Source organism: Streptomyces sp. NPDC054887, from assembly GCF_053610585.1.
In genome coordinates this window covers 165,623-180,970 of sequence record NZ_JBSGYQ010000001.1, presented here as the reverse complement: position 1 = coordinate 180,970, position 15,348 = coordinate 165,623, and the positions used below count along the sequence as shown (strand labels likewise).

Sequence of the window (15,348 nt, the reverse complement as noted above, 5' to 3'; positions counted from 1 at the left end):
ATTGTCACATTCATCAGTGTCAAGTTACGACCGCGTACCGCAACACGGGACGGACAGGTGGCATGGCCTCAGCAGCAGTCTCAGCAGGCTCCGCGGCACAGGGCGAACTCACCGCGCGGCTGCGGGGGTTCCGGGAGGTGCAGCGCCTCGCCTACGCCTGCGCGGAAGCCGTCGCGGCGCAGCTCAAGCCGGGGGTGACGGAGCGCGAGGCGGCGCGGATGCAGCGCCAGTGGCTGGGCGAGCGCGGGGTGAACGACTGGTTCCACCTGCCTTTCGCCTGGTTCGGGGACCGTACGGCCTTCGCCGGCTTCCGCATACCGCTCCAGTTCTTCCCTACGAACCGGCGGCTGGAGGCGGGGATGCCGTTCATCCTCGACATGGCCCCGGTGTACCGCGGCTTCACCGCCGACGTGGGCTACTCGGGATGCCTCGGCCTCAACCCGGTGCACGACCGGCTCCTCGCCGACCTCGAACCGCACCGCGAGCTGATCCTGCGCGAGGTGCGCGAGCGCCGGCCGCTGCGGGAGATCTACGAGGACGTCGAGCGGCTCATGACCCGCCAGGGGTACGCCAACCGGCACCGCGCGTATCCCTTCGGCGTCATCGCCCACAAGGTCGATCGGGTGAAGGAGCGGCGCTGGTCGCCCCGGGTCTTCGGTTTCGGGACGCAGGCGCTGAAAGGGCTGGCGAGCGACGCGCTGCACGGGCACCGCGAGGGCTGGTCGCCGCTGTGGAGCCCGTACACCTTCTCCGACCACCCGCCGCAGCCGGGCCTGTGGGCGGTGGAACCGCACCTCGGGTTCCGGGGCACGGGGGCGAAGTTCGAGGAGATCCTGGTGGTGACGGACTCCAGGGACCCGGAGCAGAGCGCGTTCTGGCTCGACGACGATCTGCCGCATGTGCGGCGCTGGGCAGAGGAGAAGGCGGCGTGAGTATCGAGCAGGCCACCGAGCGGTGGGTGCGTACGGGCGGGATCGAGCTGTGCGTCGCCGAACTGGGCGATCCGACGCGGCCGACCGTGGTGCTGGTGCACGGCTACCCGGACAGCAAGGAGGTGTGGACCGAGGTCGCGTCCCGGCTCGCGTCGGACGGCGGCTTCCATGTCGTGCTGTACGACGTACGCGGGCACGGCAGGTCCACCGCGCCGGAGCCGCTGCGCGGCGGCTTCACCCTGGAGAAGCTGACGGACGACTTCCTCGCGGTCGCGGACGCGGTCAGCCCCGGCAAGCCGGTGCACCTGGTGGGGCACGACTGGGGATCCGTACAGGCGTGGGAGTTCGTGACGGTCAGGCGCACGGAGGGCCGGATCGCCTCGTTCACCTCGATGTCCGGCCCGTCCCTCGACCACTTCGGCCACTGGATCAAGAAGCGGATGTCCCGGCCGACACCCCGCCGGGCGGCCCAACTCCTCGGGCAGGGCGCCAAGTCCTGGTACGTGTACCTGCTGCACACACCGGTGCTCCCGGAGCTGGCCTGGCGCGGACCGCTCGGCAGGCAGTGGCCCAGGATCCTCCAGCGGGTGGAGAAGGTGCCGGCCGGCGACTACCCGACGGCATCGCTGCCCCGCGACGCGGCGCACGGCGCCTGGCTCTACCGCGACAACGTGCGCGCCCGGCTGCGCAGGCCGCGCGCCGACGCGTACGCCCACGCGCCCGTGCAGCTGATCACACCGACCGGTGACGCCTTCCTCTCGGAGCGGCTGTACGACGGCCTCGAGTCGTGGGCGCCGCAGCTGGTGCGACGCTCGCTGCCCGCCAAGCACTGGGTGCCGCGCACCAGGCCCGACCAGCTCGCGGCGTGGATCGGCGAGTTCGTCACGGCGAACGAGGACACCGCCGCCGGGGTCGCGCCGCGGGAGCCGGTGGCCAGCGGACCGTACGCCGACCGGTTCGGCGGGCAGCTCGTCCTGGTGACGGGCGCCGCCGGCGGCATCGGGCGGGCCACCGCCTACGCGTTCGCCGAGGCGGGCGCGCGGATCGTGGCCGTGGACCGGGACGCGGAGGGCGCGGCCCGCACGGCGGAGATGGCGCGGCTGATCGGGGCCCCGAAGGCCTGGGCCGAGACGGTCGACGTCAGCGACGAGCAGGCGATGGAGAAGCTGGCCGAGAAGGTCGCCGCCGAGTACGGAATCGTCGACGTGCTGGTCAACAACGCCGGGATCGGCCTGTCGGGATCCTTCCTGGACACCACGTCCGAGGACTGGAAGAAGGTCCTGGACGTGAACCTGTGGGGAGTCATCCACGGCTGCCGTCTCTTCGGCAGGCAGATGGCCGACCGGGGGCAGGGCGGCCACATCGTCAACACCGCTTCGGCGGCGGCGTACCAGCCGTCCAGGGCCCTGCCCGCCTACAGCACGTCGAAGGCGGCGGTGCTGATGCTGAGCGAGTGCCTGCGGGCGGAGTTCGCCGGGCGGGGCATCGGCGTCAGCGCGATCTGCCCCGGGCTCGTCAACACCGGCATCACGTCGACCGCACGGTTCGCCGGGGTGTCGCCGGACGAGGAGAAGCGCCGGCAGCGCAAGTCGTCCCGCCTGTACGGGCTGCGCAACTACCCGCCGGAGAAGGTCGCCGACGCGGTCCTGAAGGCCGTCGTACGCAACCAGGCGGTCGTACCGGTGACGCCCGAGGCGCACGGCGCGCACTTCCTGTCGCGCTTCGCGCCCAGGGCCCTGCGCGCGCTCGCCCGGATGGAACCGCCGCTGTGAGCGCCTGCGACAGGGCGCAGGCTCCGCCGGCACCGCCCCGCGTGCGGCGGTCGTACCATCCGTACCGGGAAGGCCCGCCGCGCGAAGCCGTCGGGCACCTCGCGACCATGCCCGCGGCCCCGGCGGGAGCCCGGGACGGGCGGCACGGTCGGGGGCGGGACGGGTGAGGGAGTGAAGGCGTGAGCGGTTCCGGGCAGCCGGCGGCCGAGTACCGCATCGAGGACCTCGCGCACCTGAGCGGCGCGACGGTCCGTACGATCCGCGCGTACCAGGACCGGGGCCTGCTGCCCCGGCCCGAGCGGCGCGGGCGGTCCAACGTGTACGGGGACACTCACCTGGCCCGGCTCGACCAGATCGCCGGTCTCCTCGACCGCGGCTACACCCTGGCCAGCATCAAGGAACTGCTGGAGGCGTGGGACTCGGGGAAGGGGCTCGGCGGGGTGCTCGGGCTCGTCACCGAGGTCAGCGGGCCGTGGACGGACGAGGAGGCCGACCGGATATCGCGCGCCGAGCTGGACGCGCGGTTCGGCGGCAGCCCCGACGACGACGCGGTGGAGGAGGCGGTGGAGCTCGGAGTCCTGGAGCGGGTGCCGGGACGGGACGACGAGTTCCTCGTCCCTTCGCCGCAAGAGCTGGCGGTGGCGGTCGAGTTGCACGCGGCGGGCGTCCCGCTGCCCGCGATCTCCGGGCACCTCAGGGAACTTCGCGGGCAGGTGGAGCACATCGCCGCGCGTTTCCTGGAGTTCACGACCGAGCACGTCTTCGCCCGCTACCTCGGCCACACCCCGCCCACGGACGCGGACGCGGCGGAGGCGGCGACGCTGGTGCGGCGGCTGCGGCCCCTCGCCCAGCAGACCGTCGACGCCGAACTCGCGCGCGCCATGCGCCTGTTCGCGACCCGCCACCTCCAGCAGCACCTCGGGGCCGGTGAGCCCGCCCCGGCCGAGCCGGAGCGCGCGACGGTGACCCTGCCCGAGGCGACGATGAGCGCGGTACGCCGACTCGTTGGGCCGGCCGACGCGGACGCCTTCGTGGCGGCGGCCACCGAACGGGAGGTGCAGGCAAGGATGTTGGACGCGATGGCGGCAAAGAGCGGCGGCGAGGATGGAGTTGGACAAATACCCTGCAAGCCCCGGTAGTTGTCCACAGGATTCCCAAATCCCTTGTGGAAAAGTGGAGTTGGTTGTGGACCAAACCTGCGGGGCCAAATGAGTGGCGTGACGCCCGTCTCGCCGGGCAGTCTGACGCGATGGACGACGCGATGGACGAAAGACGCACCACCAAGGTGTCGAAGTACCTCTCGAAGCACCTGCGGCACCAGCCCGGCCGCATCGGCATCACTCTGGACGAGAACGGCTGGGTCGAGATCGACGCCCTCCTGCGGGCCGCGGCCGCGCACGGCTTCCCGATCTCCCGCGCCGAACTCGACCACGTCGTCGCCGTCAACGACAAGCAGCGCTTCGCCGTCGACGGCCCCCTGATCCGCGCCAGCCAGGGGCACACCGTGGACGTCGACCTCGGGCTCCCGGAGGCCGAGCCTCCGGCGTACCTCTACCACGGCACCGTCGCCCGCAGCCTCGACGCCATCCGCGCCGAAGGGCTGCGCCCCATGGCCCGGCACGACGTCCATCTCTCGCCCGACCGCGAGACGGCCACCCGCGTCGGCGCCCGGCGCGGCCGCCCCGTCGTCATCAGCGTGGACGCCGGGGCCATGCACCGCGCAGGCCACGTGTTCCGGGTCAGCGCCAACGGCGTCTGGCTCACCTCGTCCGTACCGCCGCGGTTCCTGCGCTTCCCCGAGTGAGGCGGCCCGGCCCGCTTCGGCCCGTACCGCCGAGCCTCAGCCCAGTGTCAGGGCGCGCAGCCCGTGCCGTTCGGCCGCCGCCCGTTCGGCCTCGGTCATCGGCTGCCGCCCCGTCGCCCTGAGCAGGAACGTCGTACGGTCCCAGCCCGCCCCCGCCACCGTGACCGGGCGGTCGTACGGCTCCCCGTCCAGCAGCAGCCGCGCCACCACGTCCGCCGCCTCACCCGTCGGCCAGGGCCGGCAGCCGAGCCCCATGGCCACGTCGAAACCGTGCACGCACACCTCGACGACTCGGGTCACGAGGAAGTCCGACAAGAGCATCGGGTCGCCGTGCCGCGTACGGACGAGCCTTTCCGGCGGCTCCTTGGCGCAGGAGGCGGCGACGGCCCGCCAGACGGCGTCGAAGCCCTCGGCCAGGGCCCGGCCGTCGTCGTACCCGGCCGCCCCGTCCTGGGCCGCGCCGACCCGTGCGTCGTTGGCGCGCGGCGAGAAGCGCTCGTCCGGGGCGTAGTACCCGGCGGCCGTCACCAGCACGCCCGACGGCTGCGGCTCGGGCTCCGCCAGCATGCCTCCGACCCGGCCCACCGCGATCGTCAGGTGGGCGAACACCTCACGCACCGTCCACGGGCGGCATTGGCTCGGCCGGTCCCACTCCGCTTCCGGGATTCCGCAGACCCTCTCGTACAGGCGTTGCGACTCGGCCTCGAAGGCCGCCAAAACCGTTTCCCCGTCCATGGGGGCCAGCCTAGGCAGCGCGCGATGATCACGGCGTGAAACGCACGCACGCGGCGGCCGGAAACACCGGCGAGCCCGACAGCACGGCCCGTCCCGGCTCAGGACCGCAGCTGCGCGAGCCCTTCCGTCGCGATCCGCTCGAAGACCTTCTCGTCGGCGGCGAAGTCGGAGTCGGGTATCGGGGCGTGCAGCGCGATCTCGGTGAACCCGAGGGCGAAGTGGCGGCCCGCGAAGTCGACGAAGGCGTCGAGGGACCGCAGGGGGCCGCTCCGCTCCGGGGTGAAGCCGGTGAGCAGGATCTTGTCCAGCTCCCCGACGTCCCGGCCCGTCTCGGCGCAGGCCGCGCCCAGCTTGGTGATCTGGCCGCGGATGGCCTCCAGCGACTCGGCCGGCGTACCGGACTCGAAGAGCTTGGGGTCGCCCGTGGTCACCCATGCCTGCCCGTACCGGGCGGCGAGCCTCAGCCCGCGCGGGCCGGTCGCGGCGACGGCGAAGGGCAGCCGGGGCCCCTGGACGCAACCGGGGATGTTGCGGGCCTCGTCGGCGGAGTAGTGGGTGCCCGTGTGGGTGACGGCGGGCTCGGTGAGCAGCCGGTCCAGGAGCGGCAGGAACTCGCCGAACCGGTCGGCGCGCTCGCGCGGGGTCCACGGTTCCTGGCCGAGCACGGTCGCGTCGAACCCGTTGCCGCCCGCGCCGATGCCCAGCGTGACGCGGCCGCCGGACACGTCGTCGAGGGTGATGAGGTCCTTGGCGAGGGTCACGGGGTGCCGGAAGTTCGGCGAGGTGACGAGGGTGCCGAGCCGCATGCGCGAGGTCGCGCCGGCGGCGGCGGTGAGCGTGGGCACGGCGCCGAACCACGGGCCGTCCCGGAAGCTGCGCCAGGACAGGTGGTCGTACGTGTAGGCGGTGTGGAAGCCGAGCTGTTCGGCCCGCTGCCAGGCGTCACGGCCGCCCTGCGACCAGCGGCGGACGGGAAGTATCACGGTACTCAGGCGCATGCCCCGACCCTACGCGGGACCCGCCCGGTACCGGGGGGTCCGCTGGGCCGGGGCACGCGTCCGCCTACCTCAGGTTCTTCAGGTGGTGCTCCGCGGTCCGCAGCAGCCGGCGTGCTTCGTCCGTGTCCACGGCGGCCAGTTCCACCACCAGGGCGCGCACACGGCGGACGGCGTGGTCCGCCCGGCCGAGGCCCTTCTCGGTCCAGGCGAGACGAAGCACACAGTCGGCCCGCTCGTCCAGGACATCGGCGCCGCAGGCCGCGAACGCGTCGATCGCCCGCTCCCAGAGGACGGCCGCCTCCCGGCGGACGGCGTCCTCACCGCCGTCCTCGCCGCCGTCCTCGCCGCTGGTGTCCTGCTTCTCGCCGTCCCCGCCGGCCAGGCCGTCGTCCTCGTCGTCGTCGGGGTCCTCGTACTCTTCGTAGAGCTGGTCCTCCAGGAGTTCCGCCAGTTGCGCGCAGGTGCGGGCACGCTCCGCGAGCAGTTCTCCGGAGCCTCCGTCCAGGGCTTCGAGCGCCTGGTCCATGAGAGCCCGCGCCCGGGCGACGGCTTCGGCGTCCGTCGGCTCGCCGCTCACCTCCAGCCAGGCGAGCGAGCGCAGCGCTCGGACGTACGCGACGGTCCGCCCGGTCGGGCGCCACAGCTCCAGTGCCCGGACGTACGCCCGCTTGGCCTCCTCCCGCAAACCGGCGCCGGCCAGGCATTCCGCGGCCAGGGACGCCAGCCTCGCCTCCGGCTCCCGTTCGTCCCAGCCCTTGGCCACCTCGGCGGCCAGCAGGTACTGCTCGGCCGCTCCGCGTGCGTCGCGGAGCGCGCGCAGGTTCTCCGCGAGCGCCTCGCGCGCCCGTACCGCCCGGCCCTCACCCTGTTCGAGCAGGTCGGCCAGCGCGGACTCCAGCACCTCGGCGGCTTCCGACGGCCGCCCGGTCGCGCCGTACGCCTGGGCGAGAACCAGCCGTGCGTACGCGCCGCCGCCCGCCGTGTCGCCCGCGGCGTCGAACCAGTGCGCGGCGTCCAGGGCGTGCGTCGCCGCCTCGGCCTCCTTGCCGTCCTGCTGGTAGAGCGCTTCCGCCAGGGTCAGCCGTACGGCCGCGAGCTCGGCGAAGTCGGTCAGCTCCGCGCTGTGGGTGACGGCGGCGCGCGCCGGCTCCTCGGCCCTGTCGAAGCGGCCGTGCATCATGCGCAGCCGGGCCAGCCGGCTCAGCGGCTCCACGCTCTGCCAGACGCGGCCGGTGCTGACGCAGCGGTCGGCGGCGGAGGAGAGGAGAGCCTCGACGCGTATCCAGTCCTGCTCCTCCCACGCGTCCTGGGCCAGCATGATCTCGGCGTCGGCCAGGATGTCGTCCACGCCGGTCACCTCGCCCGTACCGCCGTGCTCGGCGTACCGCTCGACCAGGTCCGCGAGCGCGGCCGGGGCGGGGTCGCCGTCAGCGTCCTGCCCGCCTTCCCCGTGCGCGGAATGCCCGTGCGCGGACTCCCCGTGCGCGGACTCCCCGTGCGCGGACGCCTGGTGGGCCAGGAAGGTTTCCACCTTGATCCTCATCAGGTCCGCGCCCGCCATGCGCCGCAGCCGCGCCGGATCCGCCGGGTCCAGGGCCTCGGCGGCGGCGGCCGCCGCGTCGAGCAGCCGCCGCACCTCTTCGGCCTCGGCGCCCTCCTGGAGGGCGGCCAGGGCCAGGTGCAGCTCGCTGAGCGCGGCCCGGGCCGGCTCGCCCACCGCGCGGTACGCCTCGGCCGCCTCGGCGAAGAGCGCCCTGGGCGGCTGCCGGTGCTCCCGCCCGGCCACGACCGCGCGGTGCGACAGCAGATCGGCGGCGAGCAGGGCGTCCGGCCCGTCACCCCCGGCGGCGGCCACCGCTTCGACCGCCTCCGCGACCCGGTCCCACGCCGCGGTCCGGCCGGGGTGCCCGAGTTCGCGCAGCCGCCGCGCCTCCGCGACCAGCTCCGGCAGGTCCGCGCCCACCACCGGCCGGCGCGGAGCCGCAGCGGTGGCAGGGGCCCCGCCCGCGCCTTCGGGTCCCGTCAGCACCGGGCTGCGGACGCCGAGCGGCAGCGCGTCCACCAGCGGTCGGCGCTCCAGCCGCCGGGTCCGCGCGTCGGACACCACCGTGCTGCCGTTGCGGGCGTCGAAGAGCGCCGCCCGCGCGGCGCTCAGAGGCTCCAGCAGCTCGCGCAGTTCCCTCGCGGTGCGCTGCTCGCCCTCGTACGCGACGGTGGGCCGCTCCCCGTGGCCCAGCTCGATCAGGCGGCCCAGGAGCACCAGCACTCCCGTGATGAACCCCATCCGCCCTTCGAGCTGGTCACGGCGCCCGAGATACGAGCCGTGCTCGGCCAGCAGTTCGAGGCCCCGTGCCTCGTTGCCGGTGAGGGCGCAGAACTCGATGTGCGTGCCGATGGACGAGAGCAGGCTCTCGTTCCCCTTGGCCATCCGGTAGCCGCGCAGATGGTGGGCGCGCGCCTCGTCGAGGCGGCCGAGTCTCACCAGCGGCAGCAGGGACTTGGCGAGCACCCGGTGCGGCTCCTCGGCGCAGCTGAGCCGCCCGGCGAGTACCGGCTCCCAGGTCCGCAGGGCCTTCTCGTCCTCGCCCAGCTCCGCCAGGTAGCGTCCCTGGTCGTTCAGTTCACACGCGTGGCAGTCGCTCATGCTGTTGCGTTCGGCGGCCGTCCACGCCTCGAAGGCGCGTGCCGCCCGCTCCGTGTCGCCCGTGTTCTCCGCGACGTGCAGTTCCGCCTTGCGCACGGGCCCCGCCGAGTATCCGGCGATCCGGTAGCGGCGCTCCATGTCGCCGAGCCACTTCTCGATGGAGGCGAGGGGCACCTCCGGCCGGCGCAGCATGCCGGAACAGGCCCACTTGAAGAGCCAGTGCAGGGTGTGGGTGTCACCCCGGTCGAACGCGGCGGGGTCCCGGTCCCACTCCTGGAGCAACCGGGCGAACGGCACCAGAATCTTGCCGGACTCGCTGCTGAACTCGTACGCCCGTATGAGGCTGAACAGCGCCTCGCGGAGCACGTCGCGGTCACCGGTCTGCTCGGCGGCCGTGACGAGTTCCTCGCCGCGGGCGTTGCGGAGCAGACCGTTCGGGGCGTTCTCGTTCTCGTGGAGGGCGAGGCGGACGGCGTCGGCGCTCGGGGGCACGGGGCTGGTCACTGCTGGTCCTCCGAGGGCGTGGCGGGCGGAGTGGCGGCTGTCGGGTGGGTGGCCCATTCCAGGAGTCCGATGAAGGCCCGGTTGAGCAGGGAGGTGTCGGCGGGACGCAGGGGACGCTGCGCCATCAGCAGGGCCTGTCCGTACAGCGACTCGACGGCCGTGCCGGCCAGTTCGGCGTCGGGGATCGCGGCGATCCGGCGCACGAGCGGGTTGTTGTGGTTGAGGACGAGGCGCGCGCGGGGCGCCGAGCCGCGCAGCGCGCCGAGGATGTCGCTCCACAGCGCGTCGGCGTCGGACTCGGCGGCGGCGCGGTCCCGCTCGTGGCGGGCCTCCCGGTCGTCGAGGTGCAGCGCGGGCACGGTGACGGGCTGGAAGGCGCGCAGCGCCACGTCGCACCCGAGGGCGTCGAGGCGGGTGCGGGCGGTGGCGAGGAAACCGGCCAGTGCGAGCTCCTGCTGCGGCCCGACCGGGTCGAGGTGCGCGGTGACGGCTCCCGCGTCGAGCTCGGTGACCTTCACCCCGTCCCTGATCCGCGGGAGCAGCGCGACGAGGTCGGCGTCGTAGGTGTACCCGCAGTTGACGACGCCCAGGCCGTGGGCGGCGGCGATCGGGGCGACCTGGCGGAACTCCTCGACCGTGCGGGTGAAGTGGACCTCGGGGTGCGCCCGTACGAACTCGTCGAGCGTCACGCTCCCGTCGCTGGTCTCGAACGGCAGCCACGGCAGCATCAGTTCCAGTAGTTCGGCGTCGTGCCGGGCGAGGGACTTCACGCCGAGGTGGTGCACGGCGAGGAAGGCGGCGAGCCGGTCCGGGTCGCCCGCCGCGAGCTCGGTCAGCCACTGCCTGACGCGCACGCCCAGGGCCTCGCGCACGGCGGCGAGGGTCTCGTCGTCGTAGAGGTTCTCGCGGGACGCGGTGGGCCGCAGCGTGTCCGTGTCGAGGACGACGCGTACGAAGAAGGCCCAGTCGGGCAGCAGGTTGTCCGCGCGGTCGGTGAGCAGCATGCCCTTCAGGTACACGCGGTGGGAGGCGCGGTGGGCGGGGCTCGTGGCGCCCGGCAGGACGTAGGCCACGCCGCGCACCCCGGCGACGGGGATGTCCAGGTCGATGGAGTCGAGCGGCGTGAATCCGAAGACCTGGGCGCAGTGGCCTGCCAGGGCGACCCGGCGGGCGGTCGGTGTCGGGTGCGGGCGGTCCCACACGGCGGGCCGGTCGGTGATCTCGCGGACGGCGCCGTCGGGTCCGGCGTAGGTCACCTCGTACGGCAGCAACGAGCCGAACTCTCGGGCCAGTTCCTCGACGCGGCGCGGGGCGGCCCATTCCTCGGCGCCCGGCCTGGGCTCCAGGTGGACCGTGGTGCCGGGCTCGGGGCGCGCCTCGTGGGGGAGCGTACGGACGGTGTATGTGCCGTCGTCGCCGGCCAGCCACTCGACGGGCGGCTCGTCGGGCGTACGGGCGGAGCGTGAGACGACACGGATCTGCCGGGCGACGACGAAGCAGGCCAGCAGCCCGATGCCGAACTGACCGAGGAACTCCTGGCGGGCGCTTTCGAGTCCGTCGCGCTTGGAGCTGCGGCCGATGGTGGCGAGCAGCGTGTGCACCTCGTCGGCGGTCAGACCGATGCCGGTGTCCTCGATGCTCACGGCGGAGCCGGTGGCGGTCAGCCGGATGCGGACCGGGGCGTCCGGGTCGTGGGCGAGGCGCGCGGTGGCCGCGTCCACCGCGTTCTGGAGGAGCTCGCGGACGTAGACGCGCGGACTGGAGTAGAGGTGGTGCGACAGCAGGTCGACGAGACCCCGGAGGTCCACCTGGAAGGTGTTCACGGCGGCACCGGAGCCGGTGGCGTCGTGGGCGTCGGAATGGGCGGCAGGCAGGTTCATGGCTCACCTCGCGCGCGGGCGCGGGGTCGGGCGATCGCGGGGTCCCCCCCTCACGAATCGCGATGGATGCCCGGCCCTCGCTGAATGGCACGCACACGCACGGCGACGAGGTGTACACGCAAGCACAGGGCTCGGAGTTGATCGCAATCGTAGAGGGGGGCACTGACAATGCCCACCGAGATTGCGCGGGGGCGGCCACGTCGGCTCTCAGATGTGCGGCCCGGCGCACGCCCGTGCATTCCATGCGCGAAGATGGACGGGTGACCTCAGCGACCGACCCCCAGCAGTCCCGGCCGGCAGCGGCCGGCGCCACCACCCCGCGGCTGATCGCGACCGATCTGGACGGGACGCTGCTGCGCGACGACAAGTCCGTGTCGGAGCGTACGGTCGCCGCGCTCGCCGCCGCGGAACGGGCCGGCATCGAGGTCTTCTTCGTCACCGGCCGCCCGGCCCGCTGGATGGACGTCGTCAGCGACCACGTGCACGGCCACGGCCTGGCGATCTGCGCCAACGGCGCCGCCGTCGTCGACCTGCACGCGGGCGGCAAGCTGATCCAGGTCCGCCCCCTGGCCCGCGAGGACGCCCTCGCCGTCGTGGTCGCGCTGCGCGCCGCCGCCCCCGGCACCTCGTTCGCGGTCGAGCTCTCCACCGGCATCCACTACGAGCCCGAGTACCCGCCCTTCTTCCTCGACCCGGGCGCGACCGTGGCCACCGCCGAGAAGCTCCTCGAAGAGACCGCCCCGGGCGCCGGGGCCCCGGTCGTCAAGCTGCTCGCCCACCACACCGAGCTGTCGCCGGACGACTTCCTCACCCTGGCCCGCGCGACCACGGACCGGCGCGCGTCCGTCACCCGCTCCAGCCCGTCAGCGCTGCTGGAGATCAGCGGTTACGGCGTGTCCAAGGCCAGCACGCTGGCGCAGTGCTGCGCCGAGCGCGGCATCTCGCCCGCCGAGGTCGTGGCCTTCGGGGACATGCCGAACGACGTGGAGATGCTGGCCTGGGCCGGCACGTCGTACGCGATGGGCAACGCGCACCCGGACGTGGTGGCCGCGGCCTCCGGCCGTACGGTCGCGAACAACGACGACGGCGTCGCAGTGGTCATCGAGCGGATCCTGGCCGACCTGTAGCCCGTCGCTCCCGGCCGGCCCCGCCGGAAGCCGTCAGAAGCGCACCCCGCGCTCGCGCATCCACGGCCTCGGGTCGATCCCCGACCCCAGGTGCGGAGTGAGCCGTACTTCGAAGTGCAGGTGCGGCCCCGAGGAGTTGCCCGTCGTGCCGGCCTGCCCGATGTACTGGCCGGTACGCACTCGTTCCCCCTGGTCGACCGTGACACCGGCCAGGTGCGCGTACTGCGAGTAGTAGCCGTCCGGATGCGCGATCACCACCTCGATGCCGAAGCCGCCGCCGCAGGACACCGACACGACGCGGCCCCCGCCGACGGCCCGCACCGGCGTGCCGATGTCCACGGCGAAGTCCTGCCCGGTGTGCCGGCTCTTCCAGCGCGCGCCCTCGCCGCCGAAGCCGGCGGACAGTTCGTACTCCTCGACGGGCGCCACCCACGGCCGCGTCGCCGGCGGTCCCTCCTCGTCCAGGCGTACGGCGCCGGCGCAGCGGCCCGCCGAGACGCTGCGGTCGGCCTGGCCCTGAAGCTTCCACCGGGCGTCCTCCAGCTTCGCCGCGACGGCCCGCTTCACCGACGCGAGCCGCTGGATCCGCGCGTCGAGGTCCAGCCAGGCTGCGCTCGCCCGCCGCTCGTCCCCGGCCAGCAGGCGCTCGGCGCGCTCGGCGCGGGCGAGCATCCGGGACACCGCGATCTCGGCCTGCCAGGCGAGGCGGTGGCCCTCCATCAGCTCCTCGGGGTCGTCGGCGAGCAGCAGTTTCGCGGTGTACGCGATCCCGCCGCCGCCGGCCCGGTACTGGGCCCGCGCGACGCGGCCCACGTTCCCGCGCAGGACGGCGATGTCGTTGCGCGCCCGGACGAGCAGCCGCTCCAGGCGCAGTGCCCTCGCCCGCTGCTCCTTCGCCTCGCGCACCCCCTCCTCGTACGACCGGGACGCCTCGGCGGCCTGTTCGTACAGCCGCGCCACCTCGGCGCCGACGGCGGGACCGTCGGCGGTGCCGTCACCGGCGGGGACGGCGCCCGCCGCGGCGGGTGCGGGCAGGAACAGCAGCACGCACAGCACCGGCACGAGCATCCGTAGGCGGGGTCCGAGGCGCATCCACGGATCGTGGCCCGCTCACCGCCCGATCCCGTGCACCGAGGTCGCCCCACCGGGGTGTCGTCCCGCCATCCGGCCTACCGGACACCCGCTCCGGCGCCGACGGGCCGCGCCGGCGGCTCACTGCAGCGGCGCCTCCCACACCACCGTCGTGCCGCCCCCGTCCTCGCCAAGCCCCGGCCCGCACCGGCTCGTGCCGCCGAGCGACTCCGCCCGCCGCTTGAGGTTGCGCAGCCCGCTGCGCCGACCGCCCGCGGGGATGCCCACTCCGTCGTCCGCGACCGAGAGCCGCACCCCGCGGCTCCCGTCCTCCAGTGCGGCCGTGGCGTCGACGACGACCTCGATGCGGGAGGCGTGCGCGTGCCGGAAGGCGTTGGACAGCGCCTCGCGCAGCGCCGCGACGAGGTTCTTGCCGGTGAGCTCGCCGACCAGCGAGTCGACGGGCCCGACGAACCGGTGCCCGGGGGTGAAGCCGAGGGGCACCGCCGCCATGTTGATCTCCCGCAGTACGCGCGTACGCAGCCCGGAGGGCGCTTCGGCCGGTCCCTGCTGGAGCGCGAAGATGGCCGTACGGATCTCCTGGATCGTCACGTCCAGTTCGTCCACCGCCCGGCCGACGCCCGTGCGCACCTCGGGCACGAGGGTCCGGCGCTGCGCGCTCTCCAGCATCAGCCCGGTGGCGAACAGCCGCTGGATCACGAGGTCGTGCAGGTCGCGGGCGATGCGGTCGCGGTCCTCGTACACCGCGAGCCGTTCCCGGTCCCGCTGGGTCTCCGCCATCATCAGCGCCAGCGCGGCCTGCGAGGCGAACTGCGCGGCCAGCGTCCGTTCCGCGTCGGTGAACGGCTTCGCGCCCCGCGCGCGCGGAGTGGCGAGCGCGCCCAGCACCCGCCCGCCGCTGTGCAGCGGCAGCAGCATGCTCGGCCCGTACCGGCGTGCGAGCCGCGTCACCATGCGCGGGTCGCTGGCCGAGTCGCCGATGAACACCGCCTTGCCGGCGAGGAGCCGCTCGACGATCGGGCTCCCCGGCGGGACGACCACCCCGAGCGACTCCGACGGCTCGTCGGCCGCCACCGCGACGATCTCCAGGCCGCCGCCCTCGGCGGGCAGCAGCACCATCCCGGCGGCCGAAGCGGCGAGCCGGCGGGCCTGCTCCGCGACGACGGTGAGCGCCTCGTCGGCGTCGCCGCCGGACAGCAGCGCGGTGGTGACGGCGACGGACCCGTCGATCCAGCGCTCCCGCTGCCGCGCCGCCTCGTACAGCCGGGCGTTGCCGATGGCGATCCCGGCCTCGGTGGCGAGCACCCGGACCATGTGCAGGTCGTAGTCGCTGAAGCCGGTCCCGCCGCGCTTCTCCGCGAGGTAGAGGTTGCCGAAGATCTCGTCCTGCACGCGGATGGGTACGCCGAGGAAGGACCGCATCGTGGGGTGCTGCGCCGGAAACCCGGCGAAGCGCGGATCGCCGGTGAGGTCACCGAGGAGTACCGGTCCGGGGTCGGTGACGAGCGCGCCGAGCAGCCCGTGGTGTCCGTCGGGCAGCCGTCCGATCCGCGCGATCTGCTCCTCGCTCATGCCGTGCGTGACGAAGTCGGCGAGGCCGTCGCGCTCCTCGTCGACGACGCCGATGGCCGCGTAGCGGGCGTCCGCCAGTTCGGCGGCCGTCTCGCAGATGCGGTCGAGGGTGGTGTGCAGTTCGAGGCCCGTGCCGACGGACCGCATGGCCTCCAGCAGCTGCGGCACCCGCGCGGTGAGTTCGGTGGACAGGCCCTGGAGGCTGCGGGCGGCCCGTGTGGCGGCCTCCAGGTGGTCACTCGGGTCCGGCACGTCCTCCACTGGCATGCCACGAGCCTAATAAGTCCT

At 73.9% G+C, this 15,348-nt stretch carries 11 protein-coding genes; 5 read left to right on the top strand and 6 right to left on the bottom strand.

All coding sequences use genetic code 11. The annotated features are described in order from the left end of the window. Window positions 1–62 precede the first annotated feature (62 nt). The 4 genes from ACWGH0_RS00800 (at window position 63) to ACWGH0_RS00785 (ending at window position 4,508) form a co-directional block, all read left to right on the top strand. Window positions 63–932, top strand: a complete 870-nt coding sequence (locus tag ACWGH0_RS00800; RefSeq protein WP_453401939.1) for a M24 family metallopeptidase — start codon at window positions 63–65, stop codon at window positions 930–932. Then, window positions 929–2,704: an SDR family oxidoreductase gene (locus tag ACWGH0_RS00795; RefSeq protein ID WP_453401938.1), complete on the top strand. Its 1,776-nt coding sequence runs from the start codon at window positions 929–931 to the stop codon at window positions 2,702–2,704. Before ACWGH0_RS00800 ends, ACWGH0_RS00795 begins: the two co-directional genes overlap by 4 nt. Before the next feature lie 179 nt (window positions 2,705–2,883). Further along, entirely contained in the window at window positions 2,884–3,843 is a 960-nt protein-coding gene (locus tag ACWGH0_RS00790) for a MerR family transcriptional regulator (RefSeq protein ID WP_453401937.1), read from the top strand. A 122-nt stretch (window positions 3,844–3,965) separates the two neighbouring features. Then, entirely contained in the window at window positions 3,966–4,508 is a 543-nt protein-coding gene (locus ACWGH0_RS00785; RefSeq protein WP_453402057.1) for an RNA 2'-phosphotransferase, read from the top strand. Between the two features lie 36 nt (window positions 4,509–4,544). On the opposite strand, the gene ACWGH0_RS00780 is transcribed toward ACWGH0_RS00785, so the two are convergent. The 4 genes from ACWGH0_RS00780 to ACWGH0_RS00765 all read right to left on the bottom strand — a co-directional run bounded on the left by ACWGH0_RS00780 (window position 4,545) and on the right by ACWGH0_RS00765 (window position 11,269). Further along, window positions 4,545–5,243, bottom strand: coding sequence for a maleylpyruvate isomerase N-terminal domain-containing protein (locus tag ACWGH0_RS00780; protein WP_453401936.1), 699 nt, complete (start codon window positions 5,241–5,243; stop codon window positions 4,545–4,547). Between the two features lie 98 nt (window positions 5,244–5,341). Next, window positions 5,342–6,241 carry an LLM class flavin-dependent oxidoreductase gene (locus ACWGH0_RS00775; RefSeq protein WP_453401935.1) on the bottom strand — a complete coding sequence of 300 codons (900 nt, stop codon included), beginning with the start codon at window positions 6,239–6,241 and terminating at the stop codon, window positions 5,342–5,344. Window positions 6,242–6,305: 64 nt separating this feature from the next. Next, window positions 6,306–9,389 carry a tetratricopeptide repeat protein gene (locus ACWGH0_RS00770; protein WP_453401934.1) on the bottom strand — a complete coding sequence of 1,028 codons (3,084 nt, stop codon included), beginning with the start codon at window positions 9,387–9,389 and terminating at the stop codon, window positions 6,306–6,308. Then, window positions 9,386–11,269, bottom strand: a complete 1,884-nt coding sequence (locus tag ACWGH0_RS00765; protein ID WP_453401933.1) for an HSP90 family protein — start codon at window positions 11,267–11,269, stop codon at window positions 9,386–9,388. The genes ACWGH0_RS00770 and ACWGH0_RS00765 overlap by 4 nt, the downstream gene beginning before the upstream one ends. 242 nt (window positions 11,270–11,511) lie before the next feature. On the opposite strand from ACWGH0_RS00765, the gene ACWGH0_RS00760 reads away from it, so the two are divergent. Continuing rightward, a complete protein-coding gene (locus tag ACWGH0_RS00760) occupies window positions 11,512–12,396 on the top strand; it encodes an HAD family hydrolase (RefSeq protein WP_453401932.1) in 885 nt (294 codons plus the stop codon). Window positions 12,397–12,429: 33 nt separating this feature from the next. On the opposite strand, the gene ACWGH0_RS00755 is transcribed toward ACWGH0_RS00760, so the two are convergent. Both ACWGH0_RS00755 and ACWGH0_RS00750 read right to left on the bottom strand, forming a co-directional pair. Next, window positions 12,430–13,488, bottom strand: coding sequence for a M23 family metallopeptidase (locus ACWGH0_RS00755; protein ID WP_453401931.1), 1,059 nt, complete (start codon window positions 13,486–13,488; stop codon window positions 12,430–12,432). Between the two features lie 120 nt (window positions 13,489–13,608). Further along, window positions 13,609–15,327, bottom strand: coding sequence for a GAF domain-containing sensor histidine kinase (locus ACWGH0_RS00750; protein WP_453401930.1), 1,719 nt, complete (start codon window positions 15,325–15,327; stop codon window positions 13,609–13,611). Between the last annotated feature and the right edge of the window lie 21 nt (window positions 15,328–15,348).

What these genes read in the sequence shown, in the direction of transcription:
- ACWGH0_RS00800 (WP_453401939.1), top strand. Translation starts at nt 63, where the DNA reads ATGGCCTCAGCAGCAGTCTCAGCAGGCTCCGCGGCACAGGGCGAACTC.
- ACWGH0_RS00785 (WP_453402057.1), top strand. Translation starts at nt 3,966, where the DNA reads ATGGACGAAAGACGCACCACCAAGGTGTCGAAGTACCTCTCGAAGCAC.
- ACWGH0_RS00780 (WP_453401936.1), bottom strand. Translation starts at nt 5,243, where the DNA reads ATGGACGGGGAAACGGTTTTGGCGGCCTTCGAGGCCGAGTCGCAACGC.
- ACWGH0_RS00775 (WP_453401935.1), bottom strand. Translation starts at nt 6,241, where the DNA reads ATGCGCCTGAGTACCGTGATACTTCCCGTCCGCCGCTGGTCGCAGGGC.
- ACWGH0_RS00765 (WP_453401933.1), bottom strand. Translation starts at nt 11,269, where the DNA reads ATGAACCTGCCTGCCGCCCATTCCGACGCCCACGACGCCACCGGCTCC.
- ACWGH0_RS00760 (WP_453401932.1), top strand. Translation starts at nt 11,512, where the DNA reads ATGCGCGAAGATGGACGGGTGACCTCAGCGACCGACCCCCAGCAGTCC.
- ACWGH0_RS00755 (WP_453401931.1), bottom strand. Translation starts at nt 13,488, where the DNA reads ATGCGCCTCGGACCCCGCCTACGGATGCTCGTGCCGGTGCTGTGCGTG.
- ACWGH0_RS00750 (WP_453401930.1), bottom strand. Translation starts at nt 15,327, where the DNA reads ATGCCAGTGGAGGACGTGCCGGACCCGAGTGACCACCTGGAGGCCGCC.